The 22,270-nt window shown below is 67.0% G+C and carries 24 protein-coding genes; 6 read left to right on the forward strand and 18 right to left on the reverse strand.

The features are described 5' to 3' along the window. Nucleotides 1-24 precede the first annotated feature (24 nt). The 7 genes from nusB to glyA form a co-directional block, all read right to left on the reverse strand. Nucleotides 25-534, reverse strand: a complete 510-nt coding sequence (gene nusB, locus IEY58_RS19125) for a transcription antitermination factor NusB (RefSeq protein ID WP_229743820.1) — start codon at nucleotides 532-534, stop codon at nucleotides 25-27. Continuing rightward, entirely contained in the window at nucleotides 534-992 is a 459-nt protein-coding gene (ribH, locus tag IEY58_RS19130; protein WP_189048703.1) for a 6,7-dimethyl-8-ribityllumazine synthase, read from the reverse strand. The genes nusB and ribH overlap by 1 nt, the downstream gene beginning before the upstream one ends. After that, nucleotides 989-2,125 carry a 3,4-dihydroxy-2-butanone-4-phosphate synthase gene (ribB, locus tag IEY58_RS19135; RefSeq protein WP_189048705.1) on the reverse strand — a complete coding sequence of 379 codons (1,137 nt, stop codon included), beginning with the start codon at nucleotides 2,123-2,125 and terminating at the stop codon, nucleotides 989-991. Before ribB ends, ribH begins: the two co-directional genes overlap by 4 nt. Then, complete coding sequence (locus IEY58_RS19140; protein ID WP_189048707.1) at nucleotides 2,122-2,715, reverse strand: riboflavin synthase; 594 nt, start codon at nucleotides 2,713-2,715, stop codon at nucleotides 2,122-2,124. Before IEY58_RS19140 ends, ribB begins: the two co-directional genes overlap by 4 nt. A 13-nt stretch (nucleotides 2,716-2,728) precedes the next feature. Next, nucleotides 2,729-3,826, reverse strand: a complete 1,098-nt coding sequence (gene ribD / locus IEY58_RS19145; protein WP_229743821.1) for a bifunctional diaminohydroxyphosphoribosylaminopyrimidine deaminase/5-amino-6-(5-phosphoribosylamino)uracil reductase RibD — start codon at nucleotides 3,824-3,826, stop codon at nucleotides 2,729-2,731. A gap of 8 nt (nucleotides 3,827-3,834) precedes the next feature. Further along, nucleotides 3,835-4,296 (reverse strand): transcriptional regulator NrdR, encoded by a 462-nt coding sequence (gene nrdR, locus IEY58_RS19150; protein WP_189048709.1) that lies wholly within the window; start codon nucleotides 4,294-4,296, stop codon nucleotides 3,835-3,837. 85 nt (nucleotides 4,297-4,381) lie between these two features. Beyond that, nucleotides 4,382-5,695 (reverse strand): serine hydroxymethyltransferase, encoded by a 1,314-nt coding sequence (gene glyA / locus IEY58_RS19155; protein ID WP_189048710.1) that lies wholly within the window; start codon nucleotides 5,693-5,695, stop codon nucleotides 4,382-4,384. 485 nt (nucleotides 5,696-6,180) lie between these two features. Between glyA and IEY58_RS19160 the strand changes: the two genes are divergently transcribed. After that, nucleotides 6,181-6,615 (forward strand): MucR family transcriptional regulator, encoded by a 435-nt coding sequence (locus IEY58_RS19160; protein ID WP_229743822.1) that lies wholly within the window; start codon nucleotides 6,181-6,183, stop codon nucleotides 6,613-6,615. Between the two features lie 114 nt (nucleotides 6,616-6,729). Here the strand turns inward: IEY58_RS19160 and IEY58_RS19165 are convergent, their stop codons facing one another. The 7 genes from IEY58_RS19165 to IEY58_RS19195 form a co-directional block, all read right to left on the reverse strand. Next, entirely contained in the window at nucleotides 6,730-7,845 is a 1,116-nt protein-coding gene (locus IEY58_RS19165) for a branched-chain amino acid ABC transporter substrate-binding protein (RefSeq protein ID WP_189048714.1), read from the reverse strand. A gap of 180 nt (nucleotides 7,846-8,025) precedes the next feature. After that, complete coding sequence (locus IEY58_RS19170) at nucleotides 8,026-8,388, reverse strand: DUF6867 family protein (RefSeq protein WP_229743823.1); 363 nt, start codon at nucleotides 8,386-8,388, stop codon at nucleotides 8,026-8,028. After that, complete coding sequence (locus IEY58_RS19175) at nucleotides 8,388-9,098, reverse strand: ABC transporter ATP-binding protein (protein WP_189049104.1); 711 nt, start codon at nucleotides 9,096-9,098, stop codon at nucleotides 8,388-8,390. Before IEY58_RS19175 ends, IEY58_RS19170 begins: the two co-directional genes overlap by 1 nt. A gap of 5 nt (nucleotides 9,099-9,103) precedes the next feature. Then, nucleotides 9,104-9,976: an ABC transporter ATP-binding protein gene (locus IEY58_RS19180; protein WP_189048716.1), complete on the reverse strand. Its 873-nt coding sequence runs from the start codon at nucleotides 9,974-9,976 to the stop codon at nucleotides 9,104-9,106. Then, the gene (gene livM, locus IEY58_RS19185) at nucleotides 9,973-11,346 is read right to left on the reverse strand and encodes a high-affinity branched-chain amino acid ABC transporter permease LivM (protein ID WP_189048718.1); all 1,374 of its coding nucleotides are present in this window, start codon (nucleotides 11,344-11,346) and stop codon (nucleotides 9,973-9,975) included. The genes IEY58_RS19180 and livM overlap by 4 nt, the downstream gene beginning before the upstream one ends. Continuing rightward, nucleotides 11,346-12,260, reverse strand: coding sequence for an ABC transporter permease subunit (locus IEY58_RS19190; protein ID WP_189049106.1), 915 nt, complete (start codon nucleotides 12,258-12,260; stop codon nucleotides 11,346-11,348). Before IEY58_RS19190 ends, livM begins: the two co-directional genes overlap by 1 nt. 318 nt (nucleotides 12,261-12,578) lie before the next feature. Then, nucleotides 12,579-13,520 carry a LysR family transcriptional regulator gene (locus tag IEY58_RS19195; protein WP_189048720.1) on the reverse strand — a complete coding sequence of 314 codons (942 nt, stop codon included), beginning with the start codon at nucleotides 13,518-13,520 and terminating at the stop codon, nucleotides 12,579-12,581. 191 nt (nucleotides 13,521-13,711) lie between these two features. On the opposite strand from IEY58_RS19195, the gene IEY58_RS19200 reads away from it, so the two are divergent. Both IEY58_RS19200 and IEY58_RS19205 read left to right on the forward strand, forming a co-directional pair. Next, nucleotides 13,712-14,119, forward strand: coding sequence for a CidA/LrgA family protein (locus IEY58_RS19200; RefSeq protein WP_189048721.1), 408 nt, complete (start codon nucleotides 13,712-13,714; stop codon nucleotides 14,117-14,119). Then, nucleotides 14,116-14,835, forward strand: a complete 720-nt coding sequence (locus IEY58_RS19205; protein ID WP_189048723.1) for an LrgB family protein — start codon at nucleotides 14,116-14,118, stop codon at nucleotides 14,833-14,835. Before IEY58_RS19200 ends, IEY58_RS19205 begins: the two co-directional genes overlap by 4 nt. A 25-nt stretch (nucleotides 14,836-14,860) precedes the next feature. On the opposite strand, the gene IEY58_RS19210 is transcribed toward IEY58_RS19205, so the two are convergent. After that, on the reverse strand, nucleotides 14,861-15,172 hold the full coding sequence (locus tag IEY58_RS19210; RefSeq protein ID WP_189048725.1) for a DUF2312 domain-containing protein: 312 nt from the start codon (nucleotides 15,170-15,172) through the stop codon (nucleotides 14,861-14,863). Between the two features lie 252 nt (nucleotides 15,173-15,424). On the opposite strand from IEY58_RS19210, the gene ahcY reads away from it, so the two are divergent. Together ahcY and IEY58_RS19220 are read left to right on the forward strand one after the other, a co-directional pair. Further along, nucleotides 15,425-16,720, forward strand: a complete 1,296-nt coding sequence (ahcY, locus tag IEY58_RS19215) for an adenosylhomocysteinase (protein WP_189048727.1) — start codon at nucleotides 15,425-15,427, stop codon at nucleotides 16,718-16,720. Nucleotides 16,721-16,943: 223 nt separating this feature from the next. Beyond that, nucleotides 16,944-19,166, forward strand: a complete 2,223-nt coding sequence (locus IEY58_RS19220) for a PAS domain-containing sensor histidine kinase (protein WP_189048729.1) — start codon at nucleotides 16,944-16,946, stop codon at nucleotides 19,164-19,166. A 23-nt stretch (nucleotides 19,167-19,189) separates the two neighbouring features. Here the strand turns inward: IEY58_RS19220 and IEY58_RS19225 are convergent, their stop codons facing one another. Next, a complete protein-coding gene (locus IEY58_RS19225; protein WP_456057525.1) occupies nucleotides 19,190-20,212 on the reverse strand; it encodes an NAD(P)/FAD-dependent oxidoreductase in 1,023 nt (340 codons plus the stop codon). A 152-nt stretch (nucleotides 20,213-20,364) separates the two neighbouring features. On the opposite strand from IEY58_RS19225, the gene IEY58_RS19230 reads away from it, so the two are divergent. Next, nucleotides 20,365-20,883 (forward strand): cupin domain-containing protein, encoded by a 519-nt coding sequence (locus IEY58_RS19230; RefSeq protein WP_189048733.1) that lies wholly within the window; start codon nucleotides 20,365-20,367, stop codon nucleotides 20,881-20,883. Nucleotides 20,884-20,887: 4 nt separating this feature from the next. On the opposite strand, the gene IEY58_RS19235 is transcribed toward IEY58_RS19230, so the two are convergent. Both IEY58_RS19235 and IEY58_RS19240 read right to left on the reverse strand, forming a co-directional pair. Beyond that, complete coding sequence (locus IEY58_RS19235) at nucleotides 20,888-21,640, reverse strand: molybdopterin-dependent oxidoreductase (protein ID WP_189048735.1); 753 nt, start codon at nucleotides 21,638-21,640, stop codon at nucleotides 20,888-20,890. Next, the gene (locus tag IEY58_RS19240; RefSeq protein WP_189048737.1) at nucleotides 21,637-22,269 is read right to left on the reverse strand and encodes a cytochrome b/b6 domain-containing protein; all 633 of its coding nucleotides are present in this window, start codon (nucleotides 22,267-22,269) and stop codon (nucleotides 21,637-21,639) included. Before IEY58_RS19240 ends, IEY58_RS19235 begins: the two co-directional genes overlap by 4 nt. Nucleotide 22,270: the final 1 nt, after the last annotated feature.

Here is a 22,270-nt window from a genome sequence, read left to right on the forward strand (position 1 = left end):
CAGCGGGGCCTCACGGTCAGCGGGTCAGGCCCACTCGGTCGGGCGGAGCTGCCGGCCGAGACGGTCGAGGACGCCATTGATCAGGCCCGGCTCCTTGCCGGTAAAGAACGCGTGGGCGATGTCGACATATTCGGTGATGACGACCCGGACCGGCACGTCGATGCGATGGGCGAGTTCGAACGTGGCGACGCGCAGGATCGCGCGCAGGATCATCTCCAGCCGGTCGAGCGGCCATTCGGCCGAGAGCGCCGGCTGGATGATGCCGTCGAGTTCCGCCTGCTGCCGGACGGCGCCCTGCACCAACTCCTCGAACAGGGTGGCGTCGGCCGGCACGAACTTGTCGCCGTCGATCTCCTGCCCCAGGCGATGCTTGACATACTCCACCACGACGGCCGCCGCCGACGCCTCGGTCATCTCGATCTGGTAGAGCGCCTGCACCGCGCCGAGCCGTGCCGCGCTGCGCTTGTTGCCCCCCTTCGCACCGCCTGACTTCATGCCACTCGACTGGGCGCGCGGCTTCTTGACCTCGTCCATCAGGGCGCGTCCGCGAAGCGGGCCTTGACCTTGACCATCGCCAGGCAGGCCTCGGCGACCTCGCGCCCCTTGTTCTTTTCCGTACGGCGCGCCCGCGCCCAGGCCTGCTCGTCGTTCTCGGCCGTGAAGATGCCATAGCCGATGGCGAGCCCGTCGCGCACCGCCAACTCCTGCAGCGCGCTCGTCGCGGCCTCGCTCACCAGGTCGAAATGGGTCGTCTCGCCGCGGATGACGAAGCCCAGCGCGCAGAAGCCGTCGTACGGGCAGCCGGTTTCGTCCTCGCGGAACAGGCCCGCGGCATGGGCGATCGCCGCCGGCACCTCGAAGGCGCCCGGCACCGCCAGGATCTCGTGGGTGGCGCCCGCGGCGTCGAGCGCCTCGATCACACCCGCGCGCAGCTCGGCGGCGAGCTCAGTGTAATAGGGCGCCTCAACGATCAGGATATGGGGCTTGCTCATGGAGTCACTTTCGGGAGCGGAATGGGCGGTAGCGGAATGGATTTCTGGTCGGTGATGGTCAGGCCGTAGCCCTCCAGGCCGACGACGGTCTTCTTGGTGTTGGTCAGCAGCACCATCTGCGTCACGCCGAGATCGAGCAGGATCTGGGCGCCGATGCCGTAGTCGCGCAGCTCCGACGTGGGCTCGCCCTGGCCGAGCCGCGCCTTCACCTGGTCGGAGAGTGCGGTCGGGCTGGGTTCCCGGATCAGCACGACCACGCCGCGGCCGGCCTCGGCGATCATGCGCATCGATTGCTGCAGCTCGCCGCCGCGGCCGGAGAGCCCGCAGCCCAAGACATCGTCGAGCAGATTGAGCGCATGCATGCGCACCATGACCGGCTCACCCGAGGCGACGTCGCCCATCACCAGCGCCAGATGCTCGGAATAGTTCAGCCGGTTCAGATAGACGAGCGCCCTGAACTGGCCGCCGAACTTGCTGTCGATGACGCTCTCGAGCGAGCGCTCGATCGTGCGCTCGTGGCGCCGGCGATAGGCGATGAGATCTGCGATCGTGCCGATCTTGAGCCCGTGGTGCTGGGCGAAGGCGATGAGATCGGCCCGGCGCGCCATGGTGCCGTCGTCGTTCATGATCTCGCAGATCACGCCCGACGGGTTGAGGCCGGCAAGCCGCGAGATGTCGACCGCGGCCTCGGTATGGCCGGTGCGCACCAGCACGCCGCCGTCGCGCGCCATCAGCGGGAAGATATGGCCCGGCGTCACCAGGTCGGACGGGCCCTTGGTCGGGTCGATGGCGACCGCGATCGTGCGCGCCCGGTCGGAGGCGGAGATGCCGGTCGTGACGCCATCCTTGGCCTCGATCGAGACGGTGAACGCGGTCTGCAGGCGCGAGGCATTGTGCTGCGGCATGAGCGGCAGCCTTAGATCCTCGACCCGCTGGCGCGGCAGGGCCAGGCAGATCAAGCCCCGGCCGTACTTGGCCATGAAGTTGATGACATCGGGCGTCGCCATCTGGGCCGGGATGACGAGATCGCCCTCGTTCTCGCGGTCCTCATCGTCGACCAGGATGAACATCCGGCCATTGCGCGCATCCTCGATGATGTCGGCGATCGGCGAGACGATCTCGGAAAAGCTCATGGCAGGTCCTTGCCCAACAGGCGGGCGACGTAGCGCGCCAGCATGTCGACCTCGAGGTTGACCTCCTGCCCGATCTCGGCCGTGCCGAAGGTGGTCTCCTGCTGGGTGTGCGGGATGATGTTGATCCCGAAGCGCCGCCCTTCAACCTCGTTCACGGTGAGCGACACGCCGTCGATCGCGATCGAGCCCTTGCGGGCGACGAGCCGTTCCAGCGCCGGCGGGACCTCGATCACGAAGCGCACGGAATCCTGCTCCGGCCGGCGCTCGACGATGCGGCCGATGCCGTCGACATGGCCCGAGACGATATGGCCGCCCAGCTCGTCGCCGACCTTGAGCGCGCGCTCGAGATTGATCCGGGTGCCGACCTGCCAGTGCCTGACCGTGGTGAGGCCCAGTGTCTCGGCCGACACTTGCACGTCGAACCAGCCGGGCCCGGTCGCGATCACCGTCAGGCAGACGCCGGAATGCGCGATCGACGCGCCCAACGCGATGCCGCCCGTGTCGTAGCGGGTTCCGATCCGGTAGCGCGGGTCGCCGTCCGGCTCGATCGCGAGCACACGGCCGACGTCGGTGATGATGCCTGTGAACATGGTGGGGCAAAACCTAGGCGCTGAGCGCGAAGGTTTCCAGCAGATCTTGGCCCAGTCGCATGACGGACAAGCGGGTGCCCAATGCCTGATCGGCAAGCCGGTCGACACCGAACGGCTTCACCGCCTCGAGCCCGTCGCCGCCGATGAGCCCGGCCGAGCGGAACCAGGCGACGCGGTCGACGAGCCGGCCGCGCAGGAGCGAGGCCGCGAGTGTCGCCCCGCCCTCGACCAGGATGCGCGTCAGGCCTTGCTTGGCGAGCGCCCGCAGCGCCGCCTCAAGATCCACATTGCCGTCCCCATCCCGATGGATCTCGATCACGGTGACGCCGCAGTCGCGGAAGGCGCCGGCCCGCAGCGCATCGACGCCGGCGAGCGTCACGATCGTCGTCGGCACCTGCTGCGCGGTCGCGACCAGCTTCGCGGTCAAGGGCGTGCGCAGCCGCCCGTCGACCACGATGCGGCGCGGCGGCGGGTCGCCGAGGCCGGGCAGGCGCACGGTCAGCTCGGGATCGTCCGCCAGTACGGTGCCGCTGCCGACCATGACCGCGTCGTGCTGCCGGCGCAGCATATGGCCGAGCGCCCGGGCCGGCGCGCCCGTGATCCAGCGGCTCTCGCCGGTGTGGGTCGCGATCTTGCCGTCGAGCGAGGTCGCGAGCTTGAGCGTGACCAGCGGCAGGCCGGCCTCGACCCGCTTCAGGAACCCGGCGTTGAGCTGGCGCGCCTCCTCGGCGCAGATGCCGAGATCGACGGAGATGCCCGCCGCACGCAGCCGGTCGAGGCCACGGCCGGCGACGCGCGGATCCGGGTCCTCGATCGCGGCCACGACGCGGCTCACTCCCGCGGCAATCAGCGCGTCGGCGCAGGGCGGCGTCGAGCCATGGTGCGCGCAAGGCTCGAGCGTCACATAGGCGGTCGCCCCCGCGGCGGCGGCACCGGCGCGCTTCAGCGCCTCGGTCTCGGCATGAGGCCGCCCGCCCGGCTGGGTCCAGCCGCGCCCGACGACGACGCCATCGCGCAAGAGGACGCAGCCGACCGCCGGGTTGGGTGCCACACGGCCCAGCCCGCGGCGGGCCAGAGCCAGTGCGGCCCGCATATGGCCGACGTCGTCCATCCTTGCCGCTACTCGTGGTCTTCCGGCGAGAAGCGCCCGACGAACTCGCCGAAATCCTTCGCCTCACGGAAGTCGCGGTAGACGCTGGCGAAGCGGATGTAGGCGACCTGGTCGAGATTGGCGAGCGCCTCCATGATGAGCTCGCCGATATGTTCGGTCGGCACGTCGGACTCGCCCGAGCTTTCGAGCTGGCGAACGATCGAGTTGATGACACGCTCGACCCGCTCGCCCTCGACCGGGCGCTTGCGCAGCGAGATGTAGATCGAGCGGGCGAGCTTGTCGCGATCGAACGGCTCGCGCTGGCCGGTCTTCTTGACGACGGTCAGCTCGCGCAGCTGCACCCGTTCGAACGTGGTGAAGCGTGCCGCGCAGTTGGGGCAGAACCGTCGGCGACGGATCGCCGAGCGATCGTCGGTTGGCCGCGAATCCTTAACCTGGGTATCGTCGAAGCCGCAGAATGGACAGCGCATCCGGGTCTCACCTCTTGATGCCCGCCCCGCGGGCGGGCCTCGATGCAAAAAAGGCCGTCCATCAGGATGGACGGCCCGTCTTGTGTCAGCCGAACGTCGGATAGAGCGGGAAGCGCCGGCACAGCGCATCCACCTCTTCGCGGGCCCGCGCCTCCGCCGCGTCATTGTCGGTGCTGTTGCTGGCGGCCAGGCCGTCGAGCACGTCGCCGATCAGGTTGCCGATCTGCTGCCACTCGGCCGGCCCGAAGCCGCGCGTCGTGCCGGCCGGCGTGCCGAGCCGGACGCCCGAAGTCACCATCGGCTTTTCCGGGTCGAACGGGATGCCGTTCTTGTTGCAGGTGATGCGCGCGCGGCCGAGGCTCTTCTCCGCATCGCGGCCGGTCAGCCGCTTCGGGCGGAGATCGACCAGCATCAGGTGCGTGTCCGTGCCGCCCGAGACGATGGCAAGCCCGCGGCCGACCAGCGTCTCGGCCAGGATCTGGGCATTTGCCACGACCGACCGCGCGTAGGCCTGGAAGTCCGGCCTGAGCGCCTCGCCGAACGCCACCGCCTTGGCGGCGATCACATGCATGAGCGGGCCGCCCTGCAGCCCGGGGAACACGGCAGAATTGATCTTCTTGCCGAGCTCTTCGTCGTTCGACAGCACCATGCCGCCGCGCGGGCCGCGGAGCGTCTTGTGCGTCGTCGTGGTTACGACATGGGCGTGCGGCAGCGGGCTCGGGTGGGCGCCGCCGGCGACGAGGCCGGCGAAATGCGCCATGTCGACCATCAGATAGGCGCCGACCTCGTCGGCAATCGCCCGGAAGCGGGCGAAGTCGATCACGCGCGGATAGGCCGAGCCGCCGGCGATGATGAGGCGCGGCTTGTGCTCGAGCGCCAGGCGCCGCAACTCGTCATAGTCGATGAGATGGGTGTCGGCCGTGACACCATAGGGCACGGCCTTGAACCATTTGCCCGACTGGTTGACCGGCGCGCCGTGGGTCAGATGCCCGCCGGCAGCAAGCGACATGCCGAGGATCGTATCGCCCGGCTGCAGCAGCGCCATGAACACCGCCTGGTTCGCCTGCGCGCCCGAATGGGGCTGCACGTTCGCGAACTTGCAGTCGAATAGCCGCTTCGCGCGATCGATCGCAAGCGCCTCCGCGACGTCGACGAACTCGCAACCGCCGTAGTAGCGCTTGCCCGGATAGCCCTCGGCATATTTGTTGGTGAGCACTGAGCCCTGCGCCTCCAGCACGGCGCGGGAGACGATGTTCTCCGACGCGATCAGCTCGATCTCATGCCGCTGACGCCCCAGTTCCTCGACGATGCTGCCATGAAGTTCAGGGTCGGAGTCGGCGAGGCCAGTAGTGAAGAAACCTTCCGGGTGGCCACCGGCGGCGAGCTTGCTGGGAGTCATGTATCGAGCCTTCGCATGGGATCGAGCCCGAGTCCGGATCTGGCCGGAGTCGCGGCGTTGCAGGGCGGTTCCAGGCCGGTCGGGCCACTGCCCGGGTCCCTCGACCGGCAGAACGGTTGGATACCACATGTTGAAGAAGGACGGTAGTGCGCCCCAAGAAGCGGGGATGCGCTCTCAGCACATGCCACACAGCATACTACCCGACATGTTGCCCTCAGGCGTGCCGGATGCCGCCGCCGCGCCAGCCCGGCGCCTCATGTTTCGTTCAAAAAGAACATTTCGTCTCTTGGGGAACCATCTAAAGTGGGCGGCGGCATTTGCCCTTTCCGTCAATCTCCACGCTTAGTTGGTTCACTCGATTGCAACGTCAAATCAATATACCTTGAAATTCACTCAAGGCTTCCGTTGACAGCAAGAAATCACTCTGCAACTATGCTTAAATATAAGAAAATTTTACGGGACGCACATGTCACATGGAGAAGCCGATGGAAAAGGCCACGGAAGATGGGCTAATGCGGATGACCGCCGACGTGGTTGCAGCCTACGTCAGCAACAATAGTTTGCCGACGATTCAGCTACCCGAAGTGATCAATGCCGTTTACAACTCGCTCCGCGGGCTGGACAGCACGCCCCCCGAGTTAAAGGCGGAGCCGGCCAAACCAGCCGTCCCGGTCAAGAAGTCGATAACCCCGGAATATCTCGTCTGCCTCGAGGACGGGAAGAAATTGAAGATGCTGAAGCGGCATCTTCGTTCAACCTACAATATGACTCCGGACGAATATCGCGCGAAATGGGGCCTGCCGCCGGACTATCCGATGGTGGCGCCGAACTATGCTGCGCAGCGCTCGGCCTTCGCCAAGGAGATCGGGCTCGGTCGCGGCGCCGGGAGGACCTCGGGCCGTCGCCCCTCGAAGAAATAGCGGAGCGATAGCGAAAACAAATCGGCCCGGCGGAGCACCCCGCCGGGCCGTTTCGTTTGTGGTTCCTGCAACCAGCTTCCCGGCACGGCTGTGCCGGGAAGCCGTCGCGATCGCTTAGCCGTTCAGCTCGGCATACTTGCCGTCGTGCCACTTCCAGACGACGAAGCCGCCCTCGGTGATGTCGCCCTTCGAGTCGTACTTGATCGGGCCGATCACCGTGTCGAACGAATTGCCGTGCAGCGCCTTCACCAGGTCCGGCAGCTTGGTCGACTTGGCCTTCTCCGCCGCCTGGGCGAACACCTGGATCGCGGCATAGGTGTAGAGCGTGTAGCCTTCCGGCTCATAGCCCGTCTTCTTGAACTCCTCGACGATCGCCTTGGCGGTCGGCTTCTTCTGCGGATCCGGCGCGAAGGTGAAGAGCGTGCCCTCGCCCGACGGGCCGGTGATGCCCCAGAACTCGGTCGTCGGCAGCGCGTCGCCCGAGATGAACTGGGCGGTCAGGCCCTGCTCGTGCGCCTGACGAACCATCAGGCCCGCTTCGGTCTGGTAGCCGCCGAAATAGACCGCCGAGACGTTCGCCGCCTTCATCTTGGAGATGAGGGCCGTGAAGTCCTTGTCGCCGGCCGTGATCGACTCGTGGACCACTTCCTTCAGGCCGCCGGCATTGGCGGTCTTGGTCGTCTCGTCGGCGAGGCCTTTGCCGTAGGCCGACTTGTCGTCGAGGATCGCGATCGGCTTGCCCTTGTAGTGGTCAAGCAGATACTTGCCTGCAACCTGGCCCTGCTGGTCGTCGCGGCCGCAGGTGCGATAGACGTTGTCCCACTTCTTCTTGGCCGCATCCTCGGTCAGCGCCGGGTTGGTCGAGGCCGGGGTGATCTGCAGGATGCCGGCTTCGTTGTAGACGGCCGAGGCCGGGATCGACGAGCCCGAGCAGAAATGGCCGGCCACGAAGATCACGCCCTTCGACGCCAGCTGGTTGGCGACGGCGACCGCCTGCTTCGGGTCGCAGGCATCGTCGCCCACGGTCAGCACCAGCTTCTGGCCGAGCACGCCGCCCTTGGCATTAATATCGGCGACCGCCTGTTCGGCGCCCTTCTTCAGCTGCTCGCCGAAGGCCGCGTTCGAACCGGTGATCGGGCCCACGGTCGCGATCTGGATGTCAGCCTTGGCAACGCCGGCCGTAAGCGCCAGAGCGCTGACCGCCGTCAAAAAGGTTAGCCCCTTCGTCATCTCAAAGAACTCCCTGTCAGAAGATTTGACCCGCCCCATCGGGTTGTCGTTGCCGCCGGTGGCGAGGCCCCCTAATTACCCGCGCAGACTTTTCCCCGTCGTCCGCGCGGGGCCACGCACATGCGCGGAGGACTTGAACCGCATCAAAGCAAGTTCAACCCTCCGTACGCAAGTCTCCCGTCAGCCCTGCCGGTCGCGCCAGGCGAAGGGCCCGGCCCGTTCATAGAGCCACGGGTATTGGTTCACCATCTTGCGGGCCTGGGTCGCCCGATAAGCCATGATGGTGAAGATCAGCAGGATGATGACGGTCACCACATAGCCCGGCAGCGACAAGAGCGTACCGCCGAACAGCGCGAAGTCGAGGAACCGGCAGCCCGCCGCCAAGAGCAGCATGTAGGGTCCGAGATGCCACATCGGCCGCCAGGTCTGCGCCAACGCCTGACCCGTCATGAAGGCGGCCCAGCCGAACAGGATGACGGTGGCGCAAATAAAGACCCACAGGCTGGTGCCGATGACGGCCATGGCCGAATCGAGGCCGGACATCAGTGCCCTCCTTCGAGATAGGCGGCGCGAACTTCCTTGTTCGCGAGCAGCTCTCTGCCGCTGCCTCTCATCGTGATCTCACCCGTCTTCATGACGTAGCCGCGGTGGGCGAGCTTCAGCGCATGATAAGCGTTCTGCTCGACCAAGAACACTGTCACACCTTGTTGCTCGTTGATCTCCTTGATGACCTCGAAGATCTGCTTCACGACGAGCGGTGCCAGGCCCAGCGACGGCTCGTCGAGCAGCAGGAGCCGGGGCCGGCTCATGAGCGCGCGGCCGATCGCCAACATCTGCTGCTCGCCGCCCGACATGGTGCCGGACCGCTGGGTCTGGCGCTGCTTCAGGCGCGGGAACAGGGTGAAGACGCGCTCGAGGTCGCCGTCGAAATTGGCCGGATCGCCGGTCGTGGCCCCCATCTGCAGGTTCTCGAGCACGGTCATGCGCGAGAAGATGCGGCGGCCTTCGGGCGACTGGGCGATGCCATGGCGCACGATCTCGTAGGTCGGCTTGTGGGTGATGTCCTCGCCGTCATAGACGATCTTGCCGGCGCTCGCCCGCGGCCGGCCGCAGATGGTCATGAGCAGGGTCGACTTGCCGGCGCCGTTGGCGCCGATCAGAGTGACGATCTCGCCCTTCTCGACCGTGAGATCCACCCCTTTGAGCGCCTGGATGCGGCCGTAATAGGTATGGACACCGGAGATGTCGAGCATGCGGGTCATGACTGCATCCCCACATCCGAGGCGACTTCGGGCGGCAGCTCTTCCTCCTCCACTTCACCGAGGTAGGCCTTGATGACGTTCTCGTCGTTCCGTACGGCTTCGGGCGTGCCGTCCGAGATCTTCCGGCCGTAGTCCAGCACGACGATATGATCGGAGATCTTCATGACCACACTCATATCGTGCTCGATCAGCAGCACGCCGATGCCCTCGTCGTTGCGCACCGACAGGAGCAGCGCGTTGAGCTCGGCCGATTCCCTGGGATTGAGGCCGGCCGCCGGCTCGTCGAGGCACAGGAGGCGCGGCTTCGTGCACATGGCGCGGGCGATCTCCAGCCGGCGCTGCGCGCCATAGGGCAGGCTCGACGCCGGCTGGTCGGCGCGCTCGTAGAGCCCGATCCGGTTCAGCCAGAACTTGGCGAGCTCGATCGCTGCCTTCTCAGCGTTGCGGTAGCGCGGCAGGCCCAGGAGGCCGGCGATCGAGAACAGCGACGCGTCCATCAGCTCGTTATGCTGGGCCACGATCAGGTTCTCGAGCAGCGTCATGCCCGAGAACAGGCGGATGTTCTGGAACGTGCGCGCCACGCCCGCGATCCGGGTGATGCGGAAGCCTTCCATCTGCTCCAGCAGATAGTCCTGGCCAGCGCCCTTCATGGTGATGCGGCCGACCGTCGGCTTGTAGAAGCCGGTCAGGCAGTTGAACACCGTGGTCTTGCCGGCGCCGTTCGGGCCGATGAGCGCCGTGATGTCGCGCTCGTAGGCGGCGAACGACAGGTCGTTGATCGCGACCAGGCCGCCGAAGCGCATGGTCAGATGCTCGACCGTCAAGAGCGGGGCCTTGCCCGGCGGCGCGTAATTGTCGAGCTGGCTCATGGCAGCTCTCCCGTCGAGGCAGCTTGGGCATCGTTGGGCACGAGGCTCGCGCGCGGCCCGCCGGAGCCGTGCAGCAGGATCGACGGCTGGCGGTGGGCGAGCAGCCCACGCGGACGCACCAGCATGATCAGCACCATCGCACCGCCATAGATCAGCGGCCGGTAGAGTGCGACATCGCCCAAGAACGAGAACCAGCGGCCAGCCTCGTTCAGCGACACGAGCACGATCGCCGCCAGCACGACACCCAGCTGGCTGCCCATGCCGCCCAGCACCACGATGGCGAGGATCGTCGCCGATTCGGTGAAGGTAAAGCTCTCGGGGCTGATGAAGCCCAGGCGCGTCGCGAAGAACGAGCCGGCGAAGCCTGCGAACATGGCGCCGAACGCGAAGGCCGACAGCTTGATGTTGGTCGCGTTGATGCCGATCGCCCGGCACGCGATCTCGTCCTCGCGCAGCGCCTCCCAGGCGCGGCCGACCGGCAGCTTGCGCATGCGGACCGTGAAGAAATTGGTCACGAGCGCCAGCAGCAGGATCAGGAAGTAGAGGAAGATGAAGCGCTGGGTCGGCGAGAATTCGAGCCCGAAGAATTCCGAGAAGGTGGGACCGCTCGCCGAGCGCGGCACGAAGGGCAGGCCGAACAGCGTCGGCCGCGGGATGCCGCCGATGCCGTTCGGGCCGCCGGTCACGTCCTGCCAATTGAGCAGGATCAAGCGGATGATCTCGCCGAAGCCGAGCGTCACGATCGCGAGATAGTCGCCGCGCAGCCGCAGGACCGGAAAGCCCAGCGCCACGCCGAAGCACGCGGCGAACAGCCCCGCGAGCGGCAGGCAGATCCAGAAGCCGAACCCGAAGTTGGTGGCGAGCAGCGCCACCGTATAGGCGCCGACCGCGTAGAACGCGACATAGCCCAGGTCGAGCAGGCCGGCGAGGCCGACCACGATGTTCAGTCCCCAACCGAGCATGACGTAGATCAGCACGTTGGTGCCGAAGTCGATCAGGTAGTTCGAGGTGAAGAACGGCAGCACCACGGCGACGAGAAAGCCGACGGCGCCGATCTTCGCCTGGTTCTGGGCGACGGACGCGGCCAGCCGGTCCATGGCGCTCGGGCCCGACTTCTTCTGCTCGCTCGGGATCACCGCGCGGCGCGCCATGAAGAGGTTCATGGCGAGGCGGCCCAGGAACACGACTGCAACGATCCAGGCGACCGTATCGAAATGCCGGGTGATGATGAGCGTGCCGCCGGACTCGTCGGTCTTGAGCCCGATGGTCGGAACGGTCAGCACGAGCGCGACGACGGCGGTCAGGAGCGCGTTCTGCACGGCACCCAAGAACCCGTTGCGGCTTCCGGCCGCAGCATTGACGGCGGCCATCAGACCTTCTCCACCTCAGGCCGACCGAGCAGACCGGTCGGACGGAAGATCAACACCAGAACCAGCACCATGAAGACGGCGACATCCTTGTAGGCGATGGAGAAATAGGCGGACCAGAAGGCCTCGATGAGCCCGATCAGCACGCCGCCAAGCATGGCGCCCGGCAGCGAGCCGATGCCGCCCAGCACGGCGGCGGTGAACGCCTTCACGCCGGCGAGGAAGCCGATGAAGAAGTCGATGACGCCGTAGTAGAGCGTGAACATCAGGCCGGCGACAGCGGCCAATCCTGCGCCCATGACGAAGGTCAGCGAGATCGTCCGGTCGACATTGACGCCAAGGAGGGCCGCCATCGTGCGGTCCTGCTCGCATGCCCGCTGGCTGCGGCCGAGCGAGGTGCGCTGGATGACGCCGGTGAAGCCGATCATGAGCGCCACGGTGAGCACGATGATGAGGATCTGCAGGTAGCTGATCTGGACGGTGAAGCCGTGGCCCTCCAGGAGCTGAATGCCGCCGCGCAGGATCGGCTGCAGCGGCTTGGGTCTGGCACCCTGGAACACCTGGATGAAGCTCTGCAGGAAGATCGACATGCCGATGGCCGAGATGAGCGGCGCCAGCTTGAAGCTCTCGCGCAATGGCCTATAGGCGACGCGCTCGACCGACCAGCCGAACATGGACGTGAAGATCATTGTCACCACAAGGACGATCAGGATCGCCACGACCGCCGAACTGGCCCCGACCGAACTCAAGATCAGGAAGCTGATCAGCGAGATGAAGGAACCGATCATGAAGATTTCGCCGTGGGCGAAATTGATCATGCCGATGATGCCGTAGACCATGGTGTAGCCGATCGCGATGAGGCCGTAGACGGCGCCCAGCGTCAGCCCATTGATCAGTTGCTGGAGAAAATATTCCATCATCCCCCGTACGCGCCAAGTTCAGGCCGCCAGGATGAGCAGAAACACGCCGCCGGAAACGCCCGGCAGGCCGTTCCGCCCGCTCCCTTTAAGCCCCCTGTCTCCCGTGTGCTGGACGCCCGCTTGTTCGGGTCGCCAGGACATCTTTCGTAATCGTGAAAGTAACTGCCGACGATACCGGCGGCAAGCACCTTTGAAATCACGCCGTTCAGAGATCTAGCCCATAACGCAGCATGATCGCAACCGAAACGGCGCAACCCATATACAGTTTCTAGTGTAACATATCGCAACCTAATTTTTGCCGGGCGCAACCGTGCATCAGCCGATCGGCAAGTCGCAGTCCCAATAGGGCGGCTGACCGATGCGCGCCGCCATGAAGTCGAGAAACGCGCGGACCTTGGGCGAAACGATGCGCTTCGGCGGATAGACGCCCCAGACGGCGCGCTCAGGCCCCGGCGCGATCATCCAGGCCCATCCGGTCAGCAGCGGCACGAGCCGGCCGGCGCGCAGGTCGTCGGCAACGAGCCATGTCGGCAGCAGCGCCAACCCCAGATTGTCCCGCACGGCCTGCAGCAGCGTCTCGGAATCGTTGGCGCGGAAGCTGCCCTCGATCCGGATCTCCGCGGCGTCCGCCTCCGGCTCCCCAACGGGGCGACAATACCACGCACCGCCCGGCAGCAAGGCAAAGGCCAAGCAGTCGTGCCGAGCGAGATCGCCCGGCGCTTCCGGCGCACCATGCCGCCGCAGATAACCGGGGGCGCCGACCAGCAGGCGGCGCTGCGGCGCCAAGCGCCGGGCGACCAGCGTCGAATCGGCGAGCGCGCCGATGCGCACGGCCACGTCCGCTCCGCTCTCGATCAGGTTCACCGTCGCGTCCGTCAGCGTCACGTCGAGGCGGATCAGCGGATGCAGCGACCGGAAGTCCTTAAGATGCGGCACGACATGCCGGCGGCCAAAGGCACCCGGGATATTGATCCGCAGCAGGCCCTGCGGCCGGGCATTGAGCGATCGCGTCGCCTCCCGCGCCTCCGCGACCTCGGCCAGGATTGCGGTCGCCCGCTCGTGGAACGCCGTGCCGGCCTCCGTCAGGTGCAGCCGCCGGGTCGAGCGGTTGAGCAGCGCAGCCCCCAGATCCGCCTCGAGCGCGCTTACGTAGCGCGAGACGGTCGAGACCTTGAGATCCGCTTCGGCTGCAGCTTTTGAGAAGCTGCCGAGATCGACAGCGCGGACGAAGGCCCGCATGGCGGCCAGATAGTCCATCGCCCTCCCCTTGCGCGCAAAAATTGGCGGCAATCCCGCGCCACAGCGTCGCCATTCATCCCTTTTCTGCAAGAAAGATTCGACGGGAGAGACGTTTCGGCACCCGCGGACGGGCGCCATTCTTCGGGCACGGCATCCGTCACGAGGAGAAGATCGATGGTCATGCGAAACGTATCGCACGGGGGCCGGCCGTGATCGGCGCCCTCTTCACCCTACTCGGCTGCCAATTTCTGGGTGAACTCCTGCGCGATGCCCTGCATCTGCCGATCCCAGGCCCGGTCGTCGGCATGATCCTGCTCGCCGTCGGCCTCGCGCTGCGCGGTGACGGAAGGGCCGAGGCCGAAGCATCCTCGGCGCTCGACCGGACCGCGGGCGTCCTGCTCGAGCATATGGGCCTGCTGTTCGTGCCAGCGGGCGTCGGGGTCATCACCTCGGCGGGCCTGCTCCGGACGGAATGGCTGCCGATCCTGGGCGGCCTCTTGGGCTCGACGGTGCTCAGCCTCGGCGTCACCGGCATCGCCATGCATCGTCTCGGCCGCCGCTCGGCGCAGCCCTGCGCGACACCCGCCCGCCACGGCCGGCAAGAGGCAAGATCATGAGCCGGATCGTTCTGGCACTCTGGGCGCCGCTCGCGCCCACGCCCCTGCTCTGGATCGCCGTGACGCTCGCCGCCTATCTCGGCGCCCGTTCCCTGCAGCGCAGCGCCGGCGGCACGCCGCTTCTAAATCCGGTGCTGCTCGCCATCGCCGCGGTCGCAGCCCTCGTGCTCGCGACCGGCACCCCGTACGGCACCTACTTTCAGGGCGCCGGGTTCATCCATTTCCTGCTGGGGCCGGCGACGGTCGCACTCGCCATCCCGCTTGCCCGCAACCTGCCCCACGTCCGCCGCAGCCTCCACGGTGTGGGCCTGGCGCTCCTTGCCGGCTCGACGACGTCGATCACGGGCGGCATCGGCCTGGTCTGGCTCCTGGGCGGCAGCCGAGCGGTGGCGCTCTCCATGGCGCCCAAGGCCGTCACCACGCCCATTGCCATGGCTGTGTCTGAGGAGATCGGCGGCATCCCGGGGCTCACCGCCGCCCTCGCCATCGTCGGCGGCATCGTGGCCGCGATTGTCGGGCGGCGCCTGCTCAGCTGGCTCAAGATCGACGACTGGCGGGCCCACGGGCTTGCGGCGGGCGTCGCCGGCAGTGGCGTCGCCGCGGCCCAGGTCGCGGCCGAAGACGGGCTGGGTGCCGCCTTCGCCGCTCTCGGCATCGCGCTCAACGGCCTCCTGACCGCCCTCGTGGTGCCGCTCGCCCCGCTCTTGTGGCGCTGAGCCCGCCGCTTACTCCGCGCCGCGCTTACTCTTCGTCGAGGTTCGGCAGCATGCCGAGCGCGCGCATATAGACCTCGAGCATGGTCTCTTCCTCGTCGAGCTCGGCGCGGTCGCGCTTCCGAATCGAGATGATCTTGCGGATGATCTTGATATCGAAGCCGTTGCCCTTGGCCTCGGCGAACACGTCCTTGATGTCCTCGGCCAGGGCCTTCTTCTCTTCCTCCAGCCGCTCGATGCGCTCGATGATCGTGCGGAGCTGCTCGCCGGCGATGCCGCCGACGTCGGCCGGCCGCGCCTTCTGAGAGCCGTTCGTCTGCGCCTCGTCGAAATCGACCATGGTCGTCGTGTCCTCTTGTCTCGCTCTGCATTCACGGGGGCGGCCGGACGAGCCTCGGATCGGGACCGCCCCATCGCCTCGAAAGGCGCGCGACCATATCGACGGCCGGCCATGCGTGCAAGCCGGTGCGCTTCTGCCGAGAGCGGCGTTAGTCCTCCGGGCCTTGCCGCAGCGCCACCGCTGCTGCTATAGCCCGCTCGTGATCCGGCCGCTGGCCGGATCGGCCATTTTCTTGAGGATTTGGAGACAGGCATGGCAACGTTCACCGACTACAAGGTCGCGGACATCAATCTGGCGGGCTGGGGCCGCAAGGAAATCGCGATCGCCGAGACGGAAATGCCGGGCCTGATGGCGCTGCGCCGTGAATTTGGCGCGACGAAGCCGCTCAAAGGGGCCCGCATCGTCGGCTGCCTGCACATGACGATCCAGACGGCGGTGCTGATCGAGACGCTGGTAGAGCTTGGCGCCACCGTGCGCTGGTCATCCTGCAACATCTTCTCGACCCAGGATCAGGCCGCGGCCGCCATCGCCGCCGCCGGCATCCCGGTGTTCGCCTGGAAGGGCGAGACGGAAGAGGAATTCTGGTGGTGCATCGAGCAGACGCTGCGCGGCCCCGACGGCTGGACGCCGAACATGGTGCTGGACGACGGCGGCGACGCGACGCAGATCCTGCACGACAAGTATCCGGAGATGCTGAAGGACATCCGCGGCATCTCGGAAGAGACGACCACGGGCGTGCATCGCCTCTATGAGATGATGAAGGCGGGCACGCTCGCGGTGCCGGCGATCAACGTCAACGACAGCGTGACGAAGTCGAAGTTCGACAATCTCTACGGCTGCCGCGAGAGCCTGGTCGACGGTATCAAGCGCGCGACCGACGTCATGATGGCGGGCAAGATCGCCGTCGTCGCCGGCTTCGGCGACGTGGGCAAGGGCTCGGCCGCCTCGCTCCGCAGCCAGGGCGCCCGCGTCATGGTGACCGAGATCGACCCGATCTGCGCCCTGCAGGCGGCGATGGAAGGCTACCAGGTCGTGACCATGGACGAGGCCGCCCCCTTGGGCGACATCTTCGTGACCGCGACCGGCAACGTCGACGTCATCACGCTCGACCACATGCGCGCCATGAAGGACCGCGCGATCGTCTGCAACATCGGCCACTTCGATAGCGAGATCCAGATCGCCTCGCTGCGCAACTATGTCTGGGAAGAAGTGAAGCCCCAGGTCGACGAGGTCGTGTTCCCCGACGGCAAGCGCCTGATCGTGCTCGCCAAGGGCCGGCTCGTGAACCTGGGCTGCGCCACCGGCCACCCGAGCTTCGTCATGAGCGCGTCCTTCACCAACCAGGTGCTGGCGCAGATCGAGCTCTGGGTGAACCACGCCAAGTACGAGCGCAAGGTCTACGTGCTGCCGAAGCATCTCGACGAGAAGGTGGCGGCACTCCATCTCGAGAAGCTGGGCGCGAAGCTCACCAAGCTCAGCACCGAGCAGGCCAAGTACCTCGGCATCGAGGAGAAGGGCCCGTTCAAGGCCGACCACTACCGCTACTAGTAGAACAAGTGGGGGGAGCACGGGTGCGGGCTCCCCGCCCCTCTTCGGGCCTTTCGGCGGCGCAGTTTCGATGCGCCGCCGAAACCGTTTCTGAGCCGAAACAGCATCGCTTGTGGCGGGCGCGCCGAGCCCTTACCATGAGAACCATGAACGTGCCGACCGCCGCCGCGATCTGGGTGACGCTCACCGGTTGCGCCAGTGCATCCGGGCCGGGACGTGCCGCATGTTGACCGAACTGCTTCTCGTCGTCGCGATCGGCGCCGGCATCGGCGCGCACGAGCGGCAACGGCGCCTGCGCCGGCGGGCGGAACGGGCGGGAGCACTCCTGTCGGCGGGGCTCGGCACGATCTCCGGCGTCTGCTACCGCTATGTCGACGGCCGGGCGATCCGGATCGACGGACGCGGCGACGATCCCGTATGGCCGCTGGTGCTGGACGACCTGCTGCGCTTGGCCCCGACCGTGGAAGCGGCCGTGCGCGCCGCCTTCGCCTCGCTTGCCTTGACCGGCAAGGGCGAGACGCTGCAGATGACGCTCGAGGACGGCAGCCGCCGCGCGATCGAGCTCACTCTGCACCGCGTCACCTCGACCGATCAGCGCCTGTCGTTCGACCTCGTCTGGGTGACCGACATCTCGGACCGCGCGGCGGCCCTCGCCGAAGGCGCTGAGCGGGCGGCCGAGCGCGACCGGCTCGCCGCCGCCCTCGACACGATCCCCGTGCCGGTCTGGTGGCGTGACCGCGAGCTCGCGATCACCAACGGCAACGCCCGCTTCCGCCAGCTGCCGGCCCTGGCCACCTTCTCGCGCCCGCTTGCCGACAGCGCCGCCGCGACCGGCACGCCGCAGAGCGCCGCCGGCATGATCGGCGGCGAAACGGGTGGACCGTTCGAGGTGACCGAGATCCCGATTCCAGGCGGCAGCACCGTCGGCTTCGCCCGCGACCGGAGCGAGATCGAGCAGGCACGCAACGAGATCACCCGGCTCGGCGTCGCCCACCGCGAAGTGCTGGAGACGGTGACGACCGCGATCGCGATCTTCGGCCCCGACGCGCGGCTCCTGTTCTACAACACCGCCTATGGCCGGCTCTGGCAGCTCGATCCGGATTTCCTCGACACCGAGCCGGCGCTGCCCGAGGTGCTGGACCTGCTGCGCGAGCAGCGGGTGCTGCCGGAATATGCCGACTTCCGTAAGTTCAAGGCGGAACAGGCCGCCCTCTTCTCTGACTTGCGGGCGCCGCGCGAGGAGCTGCTGCATCTGCCCGACGACCGCACCTTGCGCCAGGTCGTAAGCCGCCACCCGTTCGGCGGCCTCACCTTCACCTATGAGAATGTGACCGACCGGCTGGCGCTCGAACGCTCCTACAACACGCTGTCCGAGGTGCAGCGCGCAACGCTCGACAATTTGTCCGAAGGGCTCGTCGTGTTCGGCAGCGACGGGCGCTTGACGCTCTGGAACCCGGCCTTTGCCGAGATGTGGCTGCTGCAGCCGCACGATCTCGCCAATCGCCCGCATATCTCGACGCTTGTCGAACGGATGCGACCGTTCTACGCCGAGGAGGCCTGGGACAAGACCAAGGCCGAGATCATCGACCGGGTGATCTCGTACACGAGCTATGCCAGCACGCTCGACCGGCGCGACGGGCTCGTGCTCGAGATCAACACGATCCCGCTGCCGGACGGCAACGTGCTCTTGAGCTATCTCGACGTCTCGGACTCGGCGCGCGTGCGCAAGGCGCTCCGGGACCGGAACGAGGCGCTCGAGACCGCGGGCCGCTTGAAGAGCGAATTCATCGCCAACGTGTCCTACGAACTCAGGACGCCCTTGAACGCGATCATCGGCTTCGCCGACATCCTGTCGAACCAGTATTTCGGGCCGCTGAACGACCGGCAGCTCGAATACAGCCGTGGCATCTTCGAGAGCTCGCAGCGGCTCATGTCGCTCATCAACGACATCCTCGACATCGCCTCGATCGAGGCCGGGGAGCTCACGCTCGACCGGTCGCCGGTCGATGTTCATGCCATGCTGGCGAGTGTCTTGACCTTGACGCGCGAGCGGGCGAAGCACCTGCAGCTCAACCTCGCCTTCGACTGCCCGCACGACATCGGCGTCGTGACTTTGGACGAGGCGCGCATCCGCCAGGCCCTCTTCAACCTGCTGTCGAACGCCATCAAGTTCACGCCGACCGGCGGCACGATCACGCTCGGCGCGCGCCGGATCGGCCCGGAGGTCGCCCTGAGCGTCAGCGACACCGGCATCGGCATCGCGGCCGAGCTGCAGGCCAAGGTGTTCGAGAGCTTCGAGCGCGGCCAGACCGACGGCCGCCAGGTCGGCGCCGGGCTCGGGCTGACGCTGGTGCGCAGCTTCATCGAGATGCACGGCGGTCGGGTCGAGCTCGATTCGGCCGTGAACGGCGGCACCTGCGTCACCTGCTGGCTGCCGGCGCTGTAACTCGCCCCCTTGAAGCGCCGCCGTCAGAGGCCGGGCACGCCCTTCGAGGTCGAATATTCGAAATGCAGTGCCTCGTTCGGGTGGACCAGCGGATAGGCCGCGTGTGCGGCATGCGCCGCCTCGGCGAAGCCGGTCGTGATCAGCTTGAGCTTGTGCTTGTAGGTCACGATGTCGCCGACAGCGAACACGCCCGGGATGTTGGTCTCGGCGGTCGACGGGTCGATCGACACGGTATGGCGGTCGAGCGCCAACCCCCAGTCCGCAATCGGCCCGAGGTTCATCGACAGGCCGAAGAACGGCAGCAGCACGTCGGCGTCGAGCCGGCGTTCCTTGCCGTCGAGGTCGGCGACGACGACGGCGCTCAAGTGCCCGTTCGCCCCATCGAGCCCGTGGAGCTGATAAGGCACGACGAGGTCGATCTTGCCGCTTTCGGCGAGCTGGTCGAGCCGGGCCGCACTCTCCGGCGCCGCGCGGAACTTGGCCCGGCGGTGCACGACCATGACCCGCTCCGCGACCTCGGCGAGCGAAATCGCCCAGTCGACCGCCGAATCGCCACCGCCAGCGATGACGATGCGCTGGCCGCGGAACGCCTCGCGCCGCTGGACCATGTAGAAGACGCTCTTGCCCTCGAAAGCCTCGATGCCGTCGAGCGGCGGCCGGTTCGGCCCGAAGGCGCCGCAGCCGGCGGCGAGGATCACGGCCTTGGCGGCGATCGTCTGGCCGCGCGAGGTCTCGAGCCGGAACCCGCCGTCCTCGATCTGCGTGAGCCCGGTCACCTGCTGGCCCAGGTGATAGACCGGGTGGAAGGGGGCGGCCTGGTGCGCGAGCTTGTCGATGAGATCCCGCGCCTCGATCGCCGGGTGGCCGGCCACGTCATAGATCGGCTTTTCCGGATAGAGCGCTGCGCATTGGCCGCCCACCATGTCGAGCGTGTCGATGACATGCGTGCGCATGCGCAGCATGCCGCATTCGAAAATGGCGAACAGGCCGACCGGCCCGGCGCCGATGATCGCGACATCGGTCTCGTGGTGGGTGGACATGGGTATCGTCTTTCTCGCGCGTGATCTCGGTCCGCCGGCTTGGGCCGCTCCAGCCGCTGGATATTTCCGGCGGAAGGCAGGAACATGACCGCCTCCGTGCGCGCAATCAACCCCGGCCATGATCCGCCGGACAGCCCCACCCTGCTTCGGAGTTCATCATGACCCGACCGATCCTCAACCTCGACGAGGTCGACCTCAAGCCGATGCCCCCGGAATATGCCGCGACCGGGCCGGCAGCCGAGCGCTATGCGCCGCTGGTCGGCCAGCTGGGCACGCGCGTCGGTGCGCAGAAGCTCGGCTACAACGTGACGGCGCTGCCGCCCGGCAAGCGCGCCTACCCGCGCCACAACCACTGGATCAACGAGGAAATGTTCCTGGTCTTGGCCGGCCAGGGCGAGGTCTGCATCGGCGAGGCGACCTACCCGCTGCGCCCGGGCGACGTCATCGCCTGCCCGCCCGGTGGCCCGGAGACGGCGCACCAGATCCGCAACACCGGCACGGAGGAGCTGCGCTATCTCGCGATCAGCACCCGCATGTTGCCGGAGGTCGTCGAGTACCCGGACTCCGGTAAATTCGGCGTCAAGGCGCTCTTGGGTCCGGACGCCGAGGGCAAGCCGCAAAGCTTCCAGGCCCTGGGCCGCGACCGCGATGCCGTCCATTACTGGGACGGCGAATGACGGCTCAGGAGCCGCTATACCAGTTGTAGCCCTGGTCTTCCCAATAACCGCCCGGATTGTCGTTGGTCACGAACAGGGCCGCGATGTGCTTCGGGTTCTTGAAGCCGAGCTTGGTCGGCACGCGCAGCTTCAAGGGGAAGCCATATTCCGGCGGCAGCGGGTCCTTGCCGTAATCGAGCGCGAGGATGGTCTGCGGATGCAGCGCCGTCGCCATGTCGAGGCTGGAATAGTACCGATCGGCGCATTTGAAGCCGACGTAGCGGGCGCGAAGGTCGGCGCCGATCCGTTCGAGGAACGTGCGGAACGGCACGCCCGACCATTGGCCGATGGCGCTCCAGCCCTCGATGCAGATATGGCGCGTGATCTGGCTCTGCTGCGGCAGGGTCCGCAGCCGCTCGAGGGTCCAGGGGCTCTTGTCCTGGACCAGGCCCGAGACCTCGAGCTGCCAGTCGCCGCCGTCGATGTCGGGCACGTCGTCGATGGCATAGAAGGCATTGAACGGAAACGGCTTGGTGATGTCGCTCTCGGCATAGGTCGGCGCCAGCCGGTCCGGGTCGAACAGCCAGGCCTGCACCCGGTCGTTCCAGCGCGACATGGCCCAGAGCACCTTGTCGACCGCGTCGCCGTCGGTGAGATCGCAGCCGGTGAGCATGGCGAGCGCGCCCAAGGACAGGCTGTTGCGCAGGAACAGGCGCCGCTCCAGGCGGACGAGGTCGGGGGTTGCGTCGGAGCGCTTCAGCCTTTTGCTCAGGCTCATGGTTCCTCCTTGGCGCGGCCGGTGATCATCGGCGGCAGCGTCTTCGGCACCAGCAGCACCAGCGCCAGATGCACGGCGACGAAGCCCGTGATCCCTGCCATCGCGACGAAATGCACCCGCCGCGTCACCTCGAAGCCGCCCAAGAGCCAGGAGAGCCACCGGAGCTGCACCGGCTTCCAAAGCGCCAGGCCCGAGGTGACCGCAAGCACGCCCGCCAGCAGGACCAGCGCATAGAGCAGCCGCTGTACGGCGTTGTAGTGCCCGAGCCGATGCGCGAGCCGGAAGGTCAGCGCCGCCTTGAGATCGGCCGAGACCGAGGCCAAGGTGAGCGGCAGGAAATGGCGGCGAAAATGGCCGCTCGCGAGGCCGTAGACCCCATAGAGCAAGCCGTTGCCGACCAGGAGCCACATCGCCGCCAGGTGCCAGGCAATGGCGCCGCCAAGCCAGCCGCCGAGCGTCGCCCAGCGGGGAAAGGCGAACGGGAACAGCGGCGATGCGTCATAGATCTGCCAGCCGCTCAGGATCATGCAGGTCATGGCGAAAGCGTTCACCCAATGGGCGATCCGCACCGGCAGCGGGTGGATCCGGATTCGCCTCTTCGGCACCCGGTCGATGGAGGCGATGGCCATG

The sequence above is a fragment of the Aliidongia dinghuensis genome, assembly GCF_014643535.1.
Taxonomy (GTDB): Bacteria; Pseudomonadota; Alphaproteobacteria; order ATCC43930; family CGMCC-115725; genus Aliidongia; species Aliidongia dinghuensis.

Coding starts and splice junctions, on each gene's coding strand:
- IEY58_RS19235 (WP_189048735.1), bottom strand. CDS start 21,640: ATGAGCCTGAGCAAAAGGCTGAAGCGCTCCGACGCAACCCCCGACCTC.
- ribB (WP_189048705.1), bottom strand. CDS start 2,125: ATGAGCTTTTCCGAGATCGTCTCGCCGATCGCCGACATCATCGAGGAT.
- IEY58_RS19195 (WP_189048720.1), bottom strand. CDS start 13,520: ATGGACTATCTGGCCGCCATGCGGGCCTTCGTCCGCGCTGTCGATCTC.
- IEY58_RS19175 (WP_189049104.1), bottom strand. CDS start 9,098: ATGCTCGACATCTCCGGTGTCCATACCTATTACGGCCGCATCCAGGCG.
- IEY58_RS19190 (WP_189049106.1), bottom strand. CDS start 12,260: ATGGAATATTTTCTCCAGCAACTGATCAATGGGCTGACGCTGGGCGCC.
- IEY58_RS19160 (WP_229743822.1), top strand. CDS start 6,181: ATGGAAAAGGCCACGGAAGATGGGCTAATGCGGATGACCGCCGACGTG.
- IEY58_RS19165 (WP_189048714.1), bottom strand. CDS start 7,845: ATGACGAAGGGGCTAACCTTTTTGACGGCGGTCAGCGCTCTGGCGCTT.
- ribH (WP_189048703.1), bottom strand. CDS start 992: ATGAGCAAGCCCCATATCCTGATCGTTGAGGCGCCCTATTACACTGAG.
- IEY58_RS19170 (WP_229743823.1), bottom strand. CDS start 8,388: ATGTCCGGCCTCGATTCGGCCATGGCCGTCATCGGCACCAGCCTGTGG.
- IEY58_RS19220 (WP_189048729.1), top strand. CDS start 16,944: ATGTTGACCGAACTGCTTCTCGTCGTCGCGATCGGCGCCGGCATCGGC.
- nusB (WP_229743820.1), bottom strand. CDS start 534: ATGGACGAGGTCAAGAAGCCGCGCGCCCAGTCGAGTGGCATGAAGTCA.
- ribD (WP_229743821.1), bottom strand. CDS start 3,826: ATGGACGACGTCGGCCATATGCGGGCCGCACTGGCTCTGGCCCGCCGC.
- livM (WP_189048718.1), bottom strand. CDS start 11,346: ATGGCCGCCGTCAATGCTGCGGCCGGAAGCCGCAACGGGTTCTTGGGT.
- glyA (WP_189048710.1), bottom strand. CDS start 5,695: ATGACTCCCAGCAAGCTCGCCGCCGGTGGCCACCCGGAAGGTTTCTTC.
- IEY58_RS19210 (WP_189048725.1), bottom strand. CDS start 15,172: ATGGTCGATTTCGACGAGGCGCAGACGAACGGCTCTCAGAAGGCGCGG.
- ahcY (WP_189048727.1), top strand. CDS start 15,425: ATGGCAACGTTCACCGACTACAAGGTCGCGGACATCAATCTGGCGGGC.
- IEY58_RS19230 (WP_189048733.1), top strand. CDS start 20,365: ATGACCCGACCGATCCTCAACCTCGACGAGGTCGACCTCAAGCCGATG.
- IEY58_RS19240 (WP_189048737.1), bottom strand. CDS start 22,269: ATGGCCATCGCCTCCATCGACCGGGTGCCGAAGAGGCGAATCCGGATC.
- nrdR (WP_189048709.1), bottom strand. CDS start 4,296: ATGCGCTGTCCATTCTGCGGCTTCGACGATACCCAGGTTAAGGATTCG.
- IEY58_RS19180 (WP_189048716.1), bottom strand. CDS start 9,976: ATGAGCCAGCTCGACAATTACGCGCCGCCGGGCAAGGCCCCGCTCTTG.
- IEY58_RS19140 (WP_189048707.1), bottom strand. CDS start 2,715: ATGTTCACAGGCATCATCACCGACGTCGGCCGTGTGCTCGCGATCGAG.
- IEY58_RS19205 (WP_189048723.1), top strand. CDS start 14,116: ATGAGCCGGATCGTTCTGGCACTCTGGGCGCCGCTCGCGCCCACGCCC.